The sequence below is a fragment of the Tuberibacillus calidus DSM 17572 genome, assembly GCF_000430685.1.
GTDB lineage: Bacteria > Bacillota > Bacilli > Bacillales > Sporolactobacillaceae > Tuberibacillus > Tuberibacillus calidus.
The window spans coordinates 1-15325 of record NZ_AUMM01000066.1 but is presented as its reverse complement, the minus strand read 5'-3'; the positions used below and the strand labels follow the sequence as shown (position 1 = coordinate 15325).

Annotated in this window: 16 protein-coding genes and 1 pseudogene; 16 read left to right on the top strand and 1 reads right to left on the bottom strand. The window is 47.3% G+C overall.

Annotated features, from left to right (window positions below):
- Positions 1-93: 93 nt before the first annotated feature.
- From H532_RS0113170 to paaX, 14 genes are all read left to right on the top strand, one after another.
- Positions 94-1185, top strand: coding sequence for an IS256 family transposase (locus tag H532_RS0113170; RefSeq protein WP_027725322.1), 1092 nt, complete (start codon positions 94-96; stop codon positions 1183-1185).
- A 652-nt stretch (positions 1186-1837) separates the two neighbouring features.
- Positions 1838-3163 (top strand): phenylacetate--CoA ligase PaaK, encoded by a 1326-nt coding sequence (gene paaK / locus H532_RS0113160; RefSeq protein WP_027725866.1) that lies wholly within the window; start codon positions 1838-1840, stop codon positions 3161-3163.
- A 103-nt stretch (positions 3164-3266) separates the two neighbouring features.
- On the top strand, positions 3267-4238 hold the full coding sequence (paaA, locus tag H532_RS0113155) for a 1,2-phenylacetyl-CoA epoxidase subunit PaaA (RefSeq protein WP_027725865.1): 972 nt from the start codon (positions 3267-3269) through the stop codon (positions 4236-4238).
- An 89-nt stretch (positions 4239-4327) separates the two neighbouring features.
- Positions 4328-4669, top strand: coding sequence for a 1,2-phenylacetyl-CoA epoxidase subunit PaaB (gene paaB, locus H532_RS0113150; RefSeq protein ID WP_027725864.1), 342 nt, complete (start codon positions 4328-4330; stop codon positions 4667-4669).
- Positions 4653-5450, top strand: a complete 798-nt coding sequence (gene paaC, locus H532_RS18905; protein WP_038112485.1) for a 1,2-phenylacetyl-CoA epoxidase subunit PaaC — start codon at positions 4653-4655, stop codon at positions 5448-5450. Before paaB ends, paaC begins: the two co-directional genes overlap by 17 nt.
- Positions 5451-5474: 24 nt before the next feature.
- Positions 5475-5981, top strand: coding sequence for a 1,2-phenylacetyl-CoA epoxidase subunit PaaD (paaD, locus tag H532_RS0113140; RefSeq protein ID WP_027725863.1), 507 nt, complete (start codon positions 5475-5477; stop codon positions 5979-5981).
- 12 nt (positions 5982-5993) lie between these two features.
- Positions 5994-6299 carry an EthD family reductase gene (locus H532_RS0113135; protein WP_027725862.1) on the top strand — a complete coding sequence of 102 codons (306 nt, stop codon included), beginning with the start codon at positions 5994-5996 and terminating at the stop codon, positions 6297-6299.
- Complete coding sequence (locus H532_RS0113130; protein ID WP_027725861.1) at positions 6292-7065, top strand: enoyl-CoA hydratase-related protein; 774 nt, start codon at positions 6292-6294, stop codon at positions 7063-7065. The genes H532_RS0113135 and H532_RS0113130 overlap by 8 nt, the downstream gene beginning before the upstream one ends.
- Positions 7066-7076: 11 nt before the next feature.
- Complete coding sequence (locus tag H532_RS0113125) at positions 7077-7850, top strand: enoyl-CoA hydratase-related protein (protein WP_027725860.1); 774 nt, start codon at positions 7077-7079, stop codon at positions 7848-7850.
- Between the two features lie 17 nt (positions 7851-7867).
- Positions 7868-9391, top strand: a complete 1524-nt coding sequence (locus H532_RS0113120) for an aldehyde dehydrogenase family protein (protein WP_027725859.1) — start codon at positions 7868-7870, stop codon at positions 9389-9391.
- 68 nt (positions 9392-9459) lie between these two features.
- Positions 9460-10326 carry a 3-hydroxyacyl-CoA dehydrogenase gene (locus H532_RS0113115; protein ID WP_027725858.1) on the top strand — a complete coding sequence of 289 codons (867 nt, stop codon included), beginning with the start codon at positions 9460-9462 and terminating at the stop codon, positions 10324-10326.
- A 29-nt stretch (positions 10327-10355) separates the two neighbouring features.
- Positions 10356-11555, top strand: a complete 1200-nt coding sequence (locus H532_RS0113110) for a thiolase family protein (RefSeq protein ID WP_027725857.1) — start codon at positions 10356-10358, stop codon at positions 11553-11555.
- Between the two features lie 94 nt (positions 11556-11649).
- Entirely contained in the window at positions 11650-12426 is a 777-nt protein-coding gene (locus tag H532_RS0113105; RefSeq protein WP_027725856.1) for an enoyl-CoA hydratase-related protein, read from the top strand.
- Between the two features lie 5 nt (positions 12427-12431).
- The gene (gene paaX, locus H532_RS0113100) at positions 12432-13349 is read left to right on the top strand and encodes a phenylacetic acid degradation operon negative regulatory protein PaaX (RefSeq protein WP_027725855.1); all 918 of its coding nucleotides are present in this window, start codon (positions 12432-12434) and stop codon (positions 13347-13349) included.
- 63 nt (positions 13350-13412) lie between these two features.
- Here the strand turns inward: paaX and H532_RS0113095 are convergent, their stop codons facing one another.
- A complete protein-coding gene (locus H532_RS0113095) occupies positions 13413-13937 on the bottom strand; it encodes a gamma carbonic anhydrase family protein (RefSeq protein WP_027725854.1) in 525 nt (174 codons plus the stop codon).
- Between the two features lie 61 nt (positions 13938-13998).
- On the opposite strand from H532_RS0113095, the gene H532_RS0113090 reads away from it, so the two are divergent.
- Complete coding sequence (locus tag H532_RS0113090; RefSeq protein ID WP_027725853.1) at positions 13999-14952, top strand: NAD(P)H-dependent flavin oxidoreductase; 954 nt, start codon at positions 13999-14001, stop codon at positions 14950-14952.
- 165 nt (positions 14953-15117) lie between these two features.
- Positions 15118-15325: pseudogene (locus H532_RS18900) on the top strand (ISLre2 family transposase); the annotation flags it as partial.

Genomic DNA, 15325 nt, shown 5'->3' with positions numbered 1-15325 from the left:
TTTGTGTAAAGCATTTTGCTAGACCAAAAGAAAAAAGGTAGGGTATTCTCTGATTTAGCCATAACACATTCCAGAGAAAGGAGTACCCTACCTATGTCTAAAAGAAGTATACCGAATGTCGACTGGGCAAATCAACTGGAAAGTGTTATTCGTCAATTTGTGAAAGAAAAATTAGAGCTGATTATGCGGGAAGAAATGAAAAATTTCCTCGAAATCGAACAGGCTGGAACACCGAATATGAGAAACGGCTACTATCAGCGAAATCTAGATACGCAATATGGCCGGATTGAGGGTCTTTTGGTTCCAAGAGACCGAAACGGGGAATTTCAAACACAGTTGTTTGCCCCTTACCAACGGCACACCGGCTGGCTGGAGGAAGCAATCATTAGGATGTATCAAAGTGGCATGAGTACACGGGAAATTGGCAAGTTTATCGAACGAATTCTAGGAAGCACCTATTCTCCTGCGACGATCAGCCGGATTACCGATGTCGTGAAGGAAGACATCGAGAAATGGCACGCTCGTCCACTACACCAACGTTATTCGGTCTTATATTTGGACGGCTTGTACGTGAAACTTCGCCGCGATACGGTAGAGAAAGAAGTCATTTATGAAGTGTTAGAAGTGAATGAAGAAGGGTATCGAGAAATTCTGGATTTCTTCGTGGGAGGACAAGAAAGCGCCTATGTATGGCAGGAGATTCTTCAACACCTCTACCAAAGAGGCGTCAAGGAAGTGCTTCTTGGCGTCTTCGATGGCCTTCCGGGGCTGGAGGAAGCCTTTAAGGCGGTTTATCCGAAAGCCGATGTGCAGCGCTGTGTCGTGCACAAAGTCCGCAACACCCTCAGCCGTGTTCGGAAAAAAGATCAATTCGAAATGGCCGAGGATCTCAAGCTGATTTATCGCGCGCCGAATAAGGAGATGGCGTTACAAATGTTTCAACAGTTTGAGTCGAAATGGTCCAGCAAATATCCAAGAGAAGTTCAATCTTGGGCCAATGAGTTGGATGTCCTCCTTACATTTATGGATTATCCAAGCAGTATTCGAAGTGTGATTTATACGACCAATGCCATCGAACGAACGATCAAGGAGATTCGGAAACGTCTAAAGCCGATGAGAAAATTACGAGGATTTGCTGAAGCCTATGAAACCCTTCAACAAATGTTTGAAAAACGTTATAACTAACCAAATATTGTAAACGAACAAAATAAAGGGATTCTCCCTTTCCACACAGGAGACTGAATATTCAGTCTCCTGTGTGGAGGAAATCGAACCCCTATCCATTCCAAATCCATTTCAGAGATACCCTATCTATCTTACATAACACAAAATTCTTGACGGTACCAATAGAAAAAATGAATATTATATTAGCTATTGAATCAGATAACCAATAGTAATTTAAGATACTTAAAACGGTTTTAATGATAAAAAAGTATACCAAAAAAGAAATAGCAACGATGAGATAAAATTTAATCGTTTTACTCAAATTAACACCACCTTTCTTTTCTTTATAATTTTGGAATTATATTAACACAGAGTTATAAATTGGTGGAAAATTTACACAAGAGGGAAACAGTTTTTTTCACTAGTGCTTTCTCTTGCAGATGTAGTGGGGGATCACATTTCCTTCTGGTATGTAGAATAACTGCCACATTTTCCTGGCGCAATTAAAGCCACGCGACATTTACTTTATGTTTCATAAATTCAAAAGAGGTTGACTGTTATGTGTAAAACACTGTATCATGATATTAAAAACATCACACTTTCCAAACGGCCTTATGAAATGTCGTTATATTTTCGGTAAATAATGAAAGGGCTTACAAAAGGAGGGCGGCGCATGATTTTTAATAGGGAAATGGAAACTTTGCCTCGAGAAGATATGGAAGCGCTTCAGTTAAAACGACTGCAGCAATCCGTAAGGCATGTCTATGAAAACGTCCCTTTCTATCGGGAAAAATTTGCGGAAAAAGGACTAACGCCAGAAGACATCCAGTCCTTGGACGATCTGAAAAAACTGCCTTTTACCGTTAAAAAAGATTTGCGGAACAACTATCCTTTTGGCTTATTCGCAGTGGATCAGTCAAAGGTGGTCAGACTCCATGCCTCATCCGGAACAAGCGGCAAGCCGACCGTTGTCGGTTATACCCGAAACGATATCGACAATTGGGCGGAAATTGTGGCAAGAGCCATCGCGGCAGCAGGCGGAAAGCCCGGGGAAGTGCTGCATAATGCATATGGGTACGGGCTGTTTACCGGCGGATTAGGCCTTCACTATGGCTCCGAAAAACTCGGCATGGCCACGGTTCCGGTCTCCGGCGGAAACACCGAACGGCAAATCATGCTCATCGAGGACTTTAAGCCGACCGTCATTTGCGGGACGCCGTCTTATATATTAAATATCGTTGAAACGATGGAAAAGATGGGCAAGAACCCGCAGGAATCCAGCTTGAAATACGGTATTTTCGGCGCTGAACCATGGTCAATGGAGATGCGCCATGAGTTGGAAAATCGCCTTGGCATTAAAGCGGTTGATATTTATGGATTAAGCGAAGTCATCGGACCCGGCGTCGCCATTGAATGTGCAGAAGCCCAGGACGGCCTCCATATACAGGAAGATCATTTCCTTGTTGAAGTGATTGACCCGGAAACGCTTGAAAATGTGCCCGATGGTGTGGAAGGGGAATTAGTTTTTACAAGTCTCACTAAGGAAGCCATGCCTGTCATTCGTTACAGGACCGGTGACGTGGCTTCGATCACGCATGAACCGTGTGTCTGCGGACGGACAACCGTCAGAATGTCAAGGGTGAAAGGCCGTATTGACGATATGCTCATCATTCGCGGCATCAATGTGTTTCCGTCAGAAATCGAAAACGTTTTATTGCAGATCGAAGAACTCGAGCCACACTATCAACTCGTATTAACCCGTAAAGGACCGCTTGATGATGTTCAATTAAATGTGGAAATCGATAGAGATGTCTTTTATGCCCTCAGTGGCGATCTCAACCATGATAAAATCAAAACCATTGCGCGGGATATTAAGCGGCAATTGAAGAACCAATGTTTTATCGCTATAGAGGTGAACATCCTTGCGCCAGGTGCGATTCCCCGTTCCGAAGGGAAAGCGGTGCGAATCATCGACAAGAGGAAAGCCGCCTCGGTATAAATTTAGCGGGTCAATGCTACCCGCCTTCTTTGAACCCTATATATGACGCAAAAATTTAATAACGTAAAAAAAATGACATATTTTAAAAACGGAGGGTGATATCATGAGTGACGTAACTTCCTTGGCGCATTTAACGGACGAGGAAAAATATGAGCATTTTATGCGGCGGATTGAAAATGACGAGAAAATCGAAGCCGAAGACTGGATGCCAGATGATTATCGGGAGCAATTAATTAAACTTATTACCATGCACGGAATTAGCGAAATCATGGGCGCGTTTCCCGAGAAAGAATGGGTACCTAAAGCGCCGACCTTACACCGGAAATTGGCGATCATGGCGAAAGTGCAAGATGAAATGGGACATGGGCAATTATTGTTGCGCGTGGCTGAAGATTTATTGAAACCATATGGAAAGACACGGGAAGACATCATGCAAGACCTATTTAGTAAGCGCTTAAAGTTTCACAACGTCTTTCATATGCCATCACCCACTTGGGGAGATGCGGCAGTCATCGCCTGGTTAGTTGACGGGGCGGCGATTTTATCGCAAACGATGATGTTAAAAACTTCCTATGGCCCTTATGGCAGAGCATTGAAACGCATTTGCCAAGAAGAATCCTTCCATTCCAAACACGGGGAAAGCTTAGTCTTATCGCTTGCCGAAGGAACACCAGAACAAAGGCGCATGCTGCAAGAAGCTCTCAACCGCTGGTGGGAACCGCTTCTCATGTTCTTCGGGCCAAAGTCAAGCAAGGAAACCGGTCACACGAATGTGGATAAAAATTTGAAATATAAATTGCGCTCTAAGACAAATGAGGAATTGCGTCAAGAATTTTTAACGAAATATGTGCCTAAAATTAAACTCCTTGGCCTAAGCGTTCCGGACGACACGCTCCATTTTGACGAAGAAAAAGGTGAATGGATTTATCAAGAGCCGGATTGGCAAAAATTCAAGGAAATCATTAAAGGAAATGGGCCGAAGTCGGATGAAAGACTCGCGCTTCGTCGTTCATCTTATGAAAACAGTCAATGGGTGCGGGATGCTTTGGCTGAATACCGCATGGCGGCGGTCTAACGTTAGCTGCTATTGAACGAAAGGCCAATGATTGCGGCGCAAACTTTTGGGTAAGCCCTTAATCGAATCTCCCGGAAAGGATGATGGGAATGAGTCAAGATCAATCGACCTTTTATGAAGAATATGAAGTGTTTAGCCGGAAAAAAGACGGCATGCCGCTGGAGCACCGCTTCAGCTTACTTGCTCCGAATGCGGAAATGGCGCTAATTTTAGCCAAAGAAAACTTTTTCCGACGCGAGCCGATTGCCGATCTTTGGGTCGTCAAACGATCGAACATCCGTAAAATGACGCAAGAAGAACGGTTAGCTTTTGGCAGACTAGACAAAGCCTATCGTGAGACGAAAGGCTATGCGGATTTAGTGGCGCGTTGGCGAGCCTTTAAAGAGAAAAACGGGGACCAGGAGGTAGAAATAGATGACGCCGGAATATAAAGAGGTGTTAACAGAACTTCTTTTCCAACTTGCCGATGACGATTTTATTCATGCTTTTCGCGGCTCCGAATGGTTGGGGCTTGCCCCTCACATCGAAGAAGACGTTGCCTTTTCGTCCATTAATCAAGACACCATGGGTCATGCGGTCATTTATTATAAATTGCTCGAAGACCTGGGGATGGGCGCAGCAGATGACTTGGCCCATTTACGGGATGCCTCGGCGTTTCGCAACGGGGTACTGCTCGAATTTAAAAACGGTAGTGGCGAGTATTTAGATTCCCCGCAATACGATTGGGCCTTTACGGTCGTCCGCCATCTTTTCTATGATGTCTATAAAAAAATTAAATTAGAGGCATTGAAACAATCAAACTATGAACCTCTGGCCAATGCCGCGCGAAAGATTTTAACAGAACAAACCTATCATTTAATGCATTGGCAAACATGGTTCCGCCAGCTCATGCAAAGCACCGAGGAGTCGAGGGCACGAATGGAACAGGCGCTTCTGAGGTGTTGGGAGGACATGGGCGGCGTGCTGACTTACGGCCAATACGGGGATGAGATGACCGCACTTGGTTTAATCGGTTCTGAGGAAGCCCTGAAAAACACCTGGCTAGCTGAAATCACCAAGTTATTTAGCGAGGTAGATTATAAAAAGCCGAGTGATGAGCCGAAAATGGCGCATGGCAATGGCCGAAACGGCGAACATTCCGCGGATCTCGACCATGCTTTAAAGATTTTAAGCGAAGTGTATCGCAGTGATTCACAGGCAAGCGGTTGGTAAATCTAGAAGACGAAGGTGCGACAAATGAGTGACCAAACCGTAAAAGAAGAAATTTTACAAGTTTTACAGACGGTAAAAGACCCGGAACTTCCTACAATCAGCATTGTCGAGCTCGGGATGCTGGAAGACGTGACCGTTTCCTCAGGTGTGGTGAACGTGACGCTGCTTCCGACATTCAGCGGCTGTCCGGCACTTGATCTCATTGAAAATAATGTTCGTTCGGCTTTGGTCGGCCTCGATGGGGTAAAAGAAGTGCATGTTCACTTTTCCTTTGATCCCCCTTGGACGACCGACCGCATTAGCCCTGAGGGAAGGGAGCAATTAAAAGCATTCGGCATCGCCCCGCCGCCTGCCAATCACCGCGAAGGCGACCCATGGGTGATCGAATGCCCCTATTGCGGTTCTGATGTGGTCACGATGGAAAATTTATTCGGTCCGACGGCCTGCCGCAGCATTCTCTATTGCCGAAGTTGCCGCAATCCGTTTGAAGCGATGAAACCCGTTGCTCGTTTTGATTTTGAAGAAAAATGAGGAGGAGTATACATGGTAAAGTTAATCGCTCTTTATAAACAACCCGAGGACCCGAAAGCCTTTGATGAGCATTATAAAAATGTCCATACGCCGATTACGAAAAAGATACCGGGTTTGCGGAAGATGGAAGTGACGAAAATCGTTGGCTCTCCAATGGGAGAAAGCGAGTATTATTTGTTATGTGAAATGTATTATGACGATCACGAGTCGTTGAAGGCGGCGATGAAATCGGAAGAATCAAAGGCGTCTGCCAAAGATTTGATGTCTTTTGCCGGAAAACTCGTGACGCTGATGATCGGGGAAGAAGTCGATGCGTGAAGAATGGGTGAAGGTTTGGAAGGAAGGTGCGATCGGTCGGATCGAACTCAATCGGCCGCAGGTATTAAATGCGCTCAATCGGCAGATGGTAGCTGAAATCGTCGATGCCTTAACGGCTTTTGATAAGGATCAAGATATTGGCGTGATTGTCTTGAGCGGTGCCGGGAGAGCTTTCGCTGCTGGTGCCGATATTGACGAGATGGCGTATGATACGCCCGTTACACTTGAGAAACTGGATCAATTTAGCGATTGGGATCGCATTCGCACCATTCATAAGCCGATCCTTGCAGCTGTCCATGGCTTTGCGCTCGGCGGGGGATTCGAACTCGTATTGAGTTGTGACATCATTTTTGCCGCCGAAGGGACGATGTTCGGTTTTCCTGAAGTAAAACTCGGCGTCATGCCGGGAGCGGGAGGAACCGTCAAATTAACAAAGGCCATGGGACGCGCCAAGGCTTTGGAATGGCTTTGGACCGGCGAAATGTTTTCGGCTGAAGATGCAAAAGCAGTTGGTCTCATCAATCACATCGTCCCTTCTGAACTTTTGCTAGAGGAAACGCTCGCTTTTAGTCAAAAACTCCTGAAACAGGCGCCATTGGCATTAAGACTCATTAAAGACACTGTGAATAAAGCCGTAGACTATTCTGTTTTCGACGCGATGCAAGCGGAGCGGAAAAACTTTTATTTGCTTTTTGCTTCGGAAGATCAAAAAGAGGGCATGAAGGCATTCATTGAGAAAAGGCGACCGAATTTCAAAGGGAAATAGGAGGTTAGGCCATGTACGAAACGCTCCTTTACAGTAAGGAAAACGGAGTCGGCCGAATTGTGCTCAACCGTCCAGATAAATTAAATGCTTTTACGGCCGGTATGCTTAAGGAAATGACGGATGCATTAAAACAAGTGGAGAGAGACAAAGAAGTGCGCGCTCTTGTTATTACCGGTTCCGGCCGTGCCTTCTGCTCGGGCCAAGACCTCGGCAACGTCCAGGGAGAATTAAACTTGAAAGAGACGTTGCGCGAAGGGTATAATCCGCTGATTCAAAGATTGGTTGGCTTGGAAAAACCGACGGTAGCCATGGTCAATGGTGCCGCCGCCGGTGCAGGGATGAGCTTAGCGCTCGCGTGCGATTTTCGGATTGCATCAGAGAACGCTTCGTTTATCCAAGCGTTTATCAATATCGGGCTTGTCCCTGATTCCGGAAGCCTGTATTTTCTGCCGCGCCTCGTTGGCTATGCCAAGGCGTTGGAACTTGCCGTCTTTGGAGAAAAGATCAAGGCGGAAGAGGCTTTGCGGCTTGGGTTGGTCACCAAGGTCGTCCCCGCTCGCGCATTGGAAGAGACGACAAAAGCTTTTGCGGAACGCCTCGCCGCCATGCCGACAAAGGCTATCGGCTTGATAAAACGGTACATGCAAAAAAGTTTTGAAAACGATTTGGCACAGATGCTGGAATGGGAAGCTTTCGCTCAACATGTTGCCGGAAGGACAGAGGATGCCAAGGAAGGCATCACCGCCTTTTTAGAAAAACGAAAACCAATTTATCGCGGTTTTTAGTACAAGGAGTGGCAGAAATGAGTCAAACAACACAAGAAAAAAACGTTTTCCCAAAAGAAATGAAACGTGATCGCTATCAAATGGTCATCGGTGGACAGATGACGGATGCTCTTTCCGGTGAAACCTTTAAGGTCTATAATCCAGCCACCGGTGCGGTGCTCGCTGAGGTTCCCAAAGCGGGAAAAGAAGACGTTGACCGCGCGGTGAAAGCTGCCCGCGAGGCGTTCGACAACGGGAAATGGCGCCGCTACCCCGTCGGCAAACGGGCGCGTGTATTAAATAAAATTGCCTCCATCATGCGCAGCCGTTTTAATGAGTTAGTGGAGCTTGAAGTTTTAAACAGCGGAAAAACGGTCGCAGCAGCCCAAGGTCAAGTGATGCAAGCGATCGAAGACTTTGAGTTTTACGCCGGTGCCATCGTTACACACAGTGGGACGGTTAACAATATGCCGGGTCCGTTCTTTAATTACACGCAAAAAGAGCCAATCGGAGTCTGTGGCCAGATCATCCCTTGGAATTATCCGATGATGATGGCCGCCTGGAAAATTGCCCCGGCTATTGCGACAGGTAACTCCGTCGTCCTGAAACCGGCAAGCCTCACGCCTTTGACAGCGATTATTCTCACGGAGATCTGTCATGAAGCAGGCGTTCCGGACGGTGTCGTGAATGTCATTACCGGGCCTGGCGCAGCCATCGGTTCCTATCTCGTCACGCATGAAGGCGTGGATAAAGTCGCTTTTACCGGGGAAACCTCAACCGGAAAAGATATTATGGCGAAGGCGTCGGAGACATTAAAAAGGGTAACATTGGAACTCGGCGGCAAATCGCCTAATCTCGTCTTCCCGGATGCTGATTTGGATGGTGCTGTTGATGGATCTTTGTTTGGCATCTTTTATAACACCGGCCAATCGTGTGAAGCACGCTCTCGCTTATTTTTACATGAGAGCATTTACGATGCCTTCATGGAAAAATTCATTGCGAAGACGAAAAAGTTGAAACTTGGCGACCCATTTGCGCAAGAAACACATGTTGGAGCGATTATCAGCCAAAGCCAGCTTGAGAAAATTCACAGCTACGTTGAAGAAGCGAAAAAAGACGGGGCAACTGTTGTGACAGGCGGTGAAGCCGTTCAAGTTCCGGGTTTTGAAAATGGCTATTGGTATGCACCGACCATCATTACTGGTGTCACCAATGACATGAAAATCGCCCAGGAAGAAATTTTCGGTCCGGTCGTTGTTGTCATGACCTTCAAGGATGAGAAAGAAGCGGTCAAACTCGCTAATGACACGAAATACGGTTTAGCCGCCGCCATATGGGCAAAGGATAACGGGCTCATTAAACGGGTGGCAGACGGCCTGCGCGCTGGTGTCGTTATGGTGAATTCGCCGTTTTCAGCTTTCCCGGGTACGCCATTCGGCGGCTATAAGCAATCCGGTTTCGGACGTGAGTTAGGCTATGAAACTTTGAATCTTTATACTGAGACAAAAAGCGTTTTATCCTACATTGGGGCAAAACCGCTTAATCCGTTTAATCTTCAATAAACCTAGCGAACGGGGTCACGCCGCTCTATAGCGGTTTGTCCCCTTTTCCGGTTACAGGAGGCGTTGACATGTCTGAAACAGTTGTTGTGGTTGGATCGGGGGTTATGGGTCGCGGCATTGCTTATGTTAGTGCCCTCGGCGGTTATCGCGTCAAGTTAGTAGATGTACAGGAAGCCGCCCTGGACAGTGCCCGCAAAGAAATCCAAGCGATTTTTCAAAAAGGTATGGCAAGGGGAAAAGTAACGGCGGAACAAGCCGGACAAGCCGAGAAAAACCTTTTTTATACAACGAACCTTGAAGAGGCTGTCCGCGATGCGCAACTTGTCATTGAAGCGGTGCCGGAAAAAAAAGAAATCAAGAAGTCGGTCTTCGAGGTCATCGATCGCAACGCGCCAGCCGAATGTGTTTTGGCATCCAACACATCCACAATGAGCCCCACTGAACTCGGCTCTTTTACAAAGCGGCCCGAAGCCGTCATCGCCATGCATTTTTTTAATCCCGTCCATAAAATGCCATTGGTCGAAATCATCCGTGGTCTTGAGACGAGTGATGAGACGGCCCGCTTCGTTGAGCAGGCTGCGCAAAAGATGGGGAAAGAAACCGTCATTGTTAACGAATTCCCCGGTTTTGTCACAAGTCGCATCAGCGCTTTAGTCGGCAACGAAGCCTTTTATATGCTTCAGGAAGGCGTCGGCACACCGGAAGAAATCGATAAAGCGATAAAACTCGGGCTGAATTTTCCCATGGGACCATTTGAACTCGCTGACCTAGTTGGTTTAGATACGCGTCTGAACAATTTGCGCTACCTCCATGAAAAACTGGGTGAAAAATATCGCCCAGCACCTCTCTTGGAACAATATGTAGCCGCCGGACGCCTTGGCCGCAAAACGGGTCGCGGGGTTTATGATTATACGAAAAAGCAAGACGAAGACTAAATAGAGACGAATGGGGATGGAATGTTCCGATGAAAGATGTTGTGATAGTCGATGCCGTCCGCACACCGATTGGACGATATAAAGGAGCTTTAAAACACGTCCGTCCGGATGACTTGGCGGCAATAGTCATCCGAGCCTTACTTGACCGCAATCCGCAGGTTGCGGAAAATCAAATTGAAGAAGTTATACTCGGAAATGCCAACGGCGCTGGGGAAGAAAACCGAAATGTCGGTCGGATGGCAGCGCTTCTAGCTGGACTACCGGTGACAGTTACCGGAGTCACGGTTAATCGGTTGTGTGCCTCTGGACTTGACGCCATTAACTTAGCGGCACGAGCCATTATGGTCGGCGACGGCGATATTTATATTGCCGGCGGTACCGAAAGCATGACCCGGGCGCCCTTTGTCATGGCCAAACCCGATGTCGATTTTCCACGCGGCAATCTCGAACTTTTCGATACGACGATTGGATGGCGGTTTGTGAATGAAAAGTTGGCGGAAAAATACGGCACAGACAGTATGCCACAAACCGCAGAGAATGTCGCCCAACGCTTTCATGTGACGCGGGAACAACAAGATGCTTTCGCTTACCAGAGCCAAATGCGGGCGAAAAAAGCGATGGAAAGCGGCCGATTTCAGGAAGAATTGATCCCGGTCACCTATAAAGGGCGAAAAGGTGAAACCATCACCGTGGACCGCGATGAACATCCGCGGCCGGACACAACCTTGGAAAAACTCGCCAAACTCAAACCGCTGTTTGAAGGTGGCACGATCACAGCCGGCAATGCCTCCGGTGTAAATGATGGGGCGAGCGCGTTACTCTTGATGAGTGCGGAAAAGGCCCAAGAACTTGGTGTCAAGCCGCTCGCGAGGTATGTCGCCAGTGCCGCTAGCGGGTTAGAGCCAGCCATTATGGGACTTGGACCCATTGAAGCTACGCGCAAAGCTTTAAAACGCGCCGGTTGGTCCATTGCCGATCTTGACCTTGTTGAATTAAACGAAGCGTTTGCTTCCCAAAGTCTGGAATGCATTCGGCAGCTAGAATTGGATCCGGAAATCGTCAATGTCAACGGCGGGGCGATTGCGTTTGGGCACCCACTTGGTGCAAGCGGAGCGCGCATTATGACGACCCTCTTACACGAAATGAAAAAGCGCGGCGCTAAACGCGGTTTGGCGACGATGTGCGTTGGCGTTGGCCAAGGTGTCGCCACCCTCGTGGAAGCGCTGTAAACCTAAAGGCACGTTTCTGATGATAAATGGCCAAATGGGTGTCCGCCAGACGATGGAACGTTAAAGCCGAAAAAGAAAGGAAAGGAAGACAAACATGGCATCGATCTTATATGAAAAGAAGCAACATTTGGCTTATATTACCTTAAATCGGCCCGAGGTCTTGAATTGTTTTAATTACGAAACGCTTAAAAATTTGGGAGAGGTTGTCTCTAGCATTCACACGGATAAAGAGGTTCGCTGCGTCATCATTACTGGAGCTGGTGAAAAAGCCTTCAGCGCCGGCGCGGATCTCAAAGAAAGACGGACATTGAATGAGCAAGAAGTCCGCCGCAACGTCAAGAAGATCGGCGATGTCTTTGAGCAAATCGCCGACCTTCCCCAACCGACCATTGCGGCGATTAACGGTTATGCTTTCGGAGGCGGTCTCGAGCTCGCACTTGCCTGTGATTTTCGCATAGCGGTAAAAGAAGCTAAAATCGGTCTGACCGAAACGAGCATGGCGATTATTCCAGGTGCAGGTGGCACACAGCGTTTACCGCGGCTCATCGGGGAAGCACGGGCATTGGAGCTCATTTTAACGGCGAAGCGGCTATCGGCAGATGAAGCCTATGAATATGGCATTTTAAATCGCGTTGTCGAAAGATCTGAGCTACTTTCGAGTTGCGAACAGTTTGCCGAAGCCATCATGAAAAACGGACCCATCGCCGTCCAACAGGCGAAATTTGCCATCAAAAAAGGGATGAACGTCGATCTTAAAACGGGCTTAGCGATCGAATCGAAAGCCTATGAAGTGACGATTCCGACAAAAGACCGCATCGAAGCTTTAAATGCATTTAACGAAAAACGGCCTCCCCGTTTTCTTGGCGAGTGAGTGTTATGCGGGAACAATTAAACACGCGTTCGATGATTTTCACATTGTATGGCGATTACATCCGCCATTACGGGAATGAAATTTGGATCGGAAGCCTCATTCGATTACTCGAAGCTTTTGGCCATAATGAACAATCCGTAAGGGCGGCCATCTCTAGGATGAATAAACAAGGCTGGGTGACGAATCGAAAAATCGGAAACCGCAGCTATTATCGTTTGACAGACCGAGGCGTCCGGCGGATGGATGAAGCCGCCCATCGCATTTTTAAATTGAAACCCGAAATCTGGGACGGAAAATGGCGCTTGTTTCTTTATACCATTCCTGAAGAACAGCGGCATATTCGCGATGAATTGCGACGGGAGCTGATCTGGAGCGGTTTCGGGATGCTCTCCAGCGGGCTGTGGATCACTCCCAATGACTTAGAAGAACAGGTCAATGATATTATTGAAAAATACGGGATTTCCCGCCATGTGAATTTTTTTGTTTCGGAAAACCGCGGCCCGAAAAAAGATCAGGAGTTTGTCGAAAACTGCTGGAATATTGATGAGATTAATGAACGCTACGATGCCTTCATCAAACGGTATAGCGAAAAATTTATTTTAGACAAAAGCAAAATTGAAAAAGGCAACATGACCGACGAACAATGCTTTGTCGAGCGCACCAACCTTGTACATGAGTATCGCAAATTTTTATTTGTCGACCCCGGACTTCCTCAAGATTTGCTGCCGGAAAAATGGCTGGGTGAAGTGGCAGCGGACCTTTTCAGGGATTACTACCGCTTGCTCGCCAAACCGGCAAGCCGCTTTTTCGAAAAAATCTTCATGGAAGAAAATGACACGGCTAAGAAAAATGAAACGTACGATGCCATGGCCCATCCGTATATCATCGAAGCCGATGATGAAGAAAAAGAATCGCATCAATAGTAAAAGGGCGGCCCGGTACGAAATCGGCCGGCCGCCATTAATCCAATGAATTTTATCCGTGGACTATTTTTTACGTTTTTCTTGTTCGGCTTTATACCATTTCGCCTTTCTCTCATAGGTTTCCACGGTCAACCGCAACGTTTCAAGATCGCGTTCAGTGAGCTCGCGGATGACTTTTCCCGGTGAACCCATGACCATTGTTCTCGGCGGGATTTTTTTACCTGGGGGTATGAGCGTGCCTGCGGCAATGAAAGCTTGTTCACCGATTTCCACGCCGTCAAGGATGATGGCACCCATGCCGACCAACGCCCCGCGACGGATGACGGCGCCGTGGAGGATGACGTTATGGCCGATGGACACTTCGTCTTCCAGCACGACAGGATAGGCTTCATATTGGTGGATCATGCAATGATCTTGAATGTTGCAGCGTTTGCCGATCGTAATCGGGCCTTCATCACCGCGAATGATGGTGTTGAACCAGACGCTGGAATTTTCACCGATCGTCACATCACCGATGATTTTCGCACCTTCAGCAATGTAGACGCTTTCATGAATGCGTGGAAAATGAGATTGATAAGGTATTAACACAGGCCATCGCCTCCCATTCTATATTCACACAATTGAAGTATAACATGTTAGGAGTGTCAACATGAACCAACCGCTGTGCCATTTACTCGGCATAAAATATCCAATTATTCAAGGCGGCATGGGCAATGTCAGCGATCCGTCTCTCGCCGCGGCAGTCTCCAATGCAGGTGGGTTAGGGACCATCGGCATCGGCACTTTGCCAATGGAATCCGTCAAAAAGAATATCCGGACGATGCTTGAGTTGACAGACCAAGCATGCTGTGTCAACATCCCGATTTCCGTTCATCCTCAGGCGAAAGAGGCGGCTGAGGAAGTGGCAAAAAACGGGGTGCCAGTCGTCTCATTATCCGCGGGAAATCCGGCCCCCTACATCCCGTATTTTCGCGAGCACGGTATAAAAGTGATATGTGTGACCGCGACCGTTAATCAAGCGAAAAAAGCCGAAGCCGCGGGGTGTGATGTCATCGTTTGTGAAGGCTATGAAGCCGCTGGCATTAACGCGCCTAATGAAAGCACGACCATGGCGCTCGTTCCTCAAGTCGTTGATGCCGTTTCGGTGCCGGTCATTGCCGCTGGCGGTATTGCCGATGGCCGGGGGCTTGCTGCCGCGATCGCTTTGGGGGCTTCCGGGGTACAGCTTGGCACCCGTTTGGTCGCAACGAAAGAGGCGCATTTTCATGAAAACTATAAAAAGGCAATCGTTTCAGCAGATGATGAAGCGACAGTGATCATTGGCCGTAAGTTTCAACAACGCCGCCGGCTCCTTCGCAATGACTATGCGGCACAAATACTTCAGGACGAACAAGTTTTAGATAAAAATGCTTATTTTGAAAAAACGAGTGAAAGGCATCATGAAATCGGAGCGCTAAAAGGTGACTTTCAAAACGGCTTTATTAACGCTGGCCAGATTGCCGGCCTAATCAAGGACGTCCCATCTGTCGCCGATTTGTTTGAGACAATGATGGCTGAGGCACGGGAAGTGCTGACGGAAGCATATCATAAGCTCTTCTCTTAGGCCCCCAATTTTTAAAAAAAGTTTATGGACTTTTCCCCACAAAAACCGGTGCGACAAAAGTATGTGTAAAATATTTCTCGAAGCAAAATGATGGAAAAAAATAGAGAAGGCACTCTAACATAAATGTATGCGACCAAGCAAATACATTTGAAGAGAGGCCTTCTCATGGAAAACATTATACCAAAAATATACCAATTGTTAAATGAAACTCGCGATTTTATTTCGTTTGAAGAACAGCTTAAACGGCTGATGTACAGCACATTTGCCGACGTGATGGGCATTGTCTTTGGTCAACTCGATGAAGCCATTGTGAATGAAAAAAGAAAAGAAGGATGGAAAAGAGAACGTAAAGATAAAAAGACGTTGACGTTTA

What these genes read in the sequence shown, in the direction of transcription:
- H532_RS0113170 (WP_027725322.1), top strand. Translation starts at nt 94, where the DNA reads ATGTCTAAAAGAAGTATACCGAATGTCGACTGGGCAAATCAACTGGAA.
- paaK (WP_027725866.1), top strand. Translation starts at nt 1,838, where the DNA reads ATGATTTTTAATAGGGAAATGGAAACTTTGCCTCGAGAAGATATGGAA.
- paaA (WP_027725865.1), top strand. Translation starts at nt 3,267, where the DNA reads ATGAGTGACGTAACTTCCTTGGCGCATTTAACGGACGAGGAAAAATAT.
- paaB (WP_027725864.1), top strand. Translation starts at nt 4,328, where the DNA reads ATGAGTCAAGATCAATCGACCTTTTATGAAGAATATGAAGTGTTTAGC.
- paaC (WP_038112485.1), top strand. Translation starts at nt 4,653, where the DNA reads ATGACGCCGGAATATAAAGAGGTGTTAACAGAACTTCTTTTCCAACTT.
- paaD (WP_027725863.1), top strand. Translation starts at nt 5,475, where the DNA reads ATGAGTGACCAAACCGTAAAAGAAGAAATTTTACAAGTTTTACAGACG.
- H532_RS0113135 (WP_027725862.1), top strand. Translation starts at nt 5,994, where the DNA reads ATGGTAAAGTTAATCGCTCTTTATAAACAACCCGAGGACCCGAAAGCC.
- H532_RS0113130 (WP_027725861.1), top strand. Translation starts at nt 6,292, where the DNA reads ATGCGTGAAGAATGGGTGAAGGTTTGGAAGGAAGGTGCGATCGGTCGG.
- H532_RS0113125 (WP_027725860.1), top strand. Translation starts at nt 7,077, where the DNA reads ATGTACGAAACGCTCCTTTACAGTAAGGAAAACGGAGTCGGCCGAATT.
- H532_RS0113120 (WP_027725859.1), top strand. Translation starts at nt 7,868, where the DNA reads ATGAGTCAAACAACACAAGAAAAAAACGTTTTCCCAAAAGAAATGAAA.
- H532_RS0113115 (WP_027725858.1), top strand. Translation starts at nt 9,460, where the DNA reads ATGTCTGAAACAGTTGTTGTGGTTGGATCGGGGGTTATGGGTCGCGGC.
- H532_RS0113110 (WP_027725857.1), top strand. Translation starts at nt 10,356, where the DNA reads ATGAAAGATGTTGTGATAGTCGATGCCGTCCGCACACCGATTGGACGA.
- H532_RS0113105 (WP_027725856.1), top strand. Translation starts at nt 11,650, where the DNA reads ATGGCATCGATCTTATATGAAAAGAAGCAACATTTGGCTTATATTACC.
- paaX (WP_027725855.1), top strand. Translation starts at nt 12,432, where the DNA reads ATGCGGGAACAATTAAACACGCGTTCGATGATTTTCACATTGTATGGC.
- H532_RS0113090 (WP_027725853.1), top strand. Translation starts at nt 13,999, where the DNA reads ATGAACCAACCGCTGTGCCATTTACTCGGCATAAAATATCCAATTATT.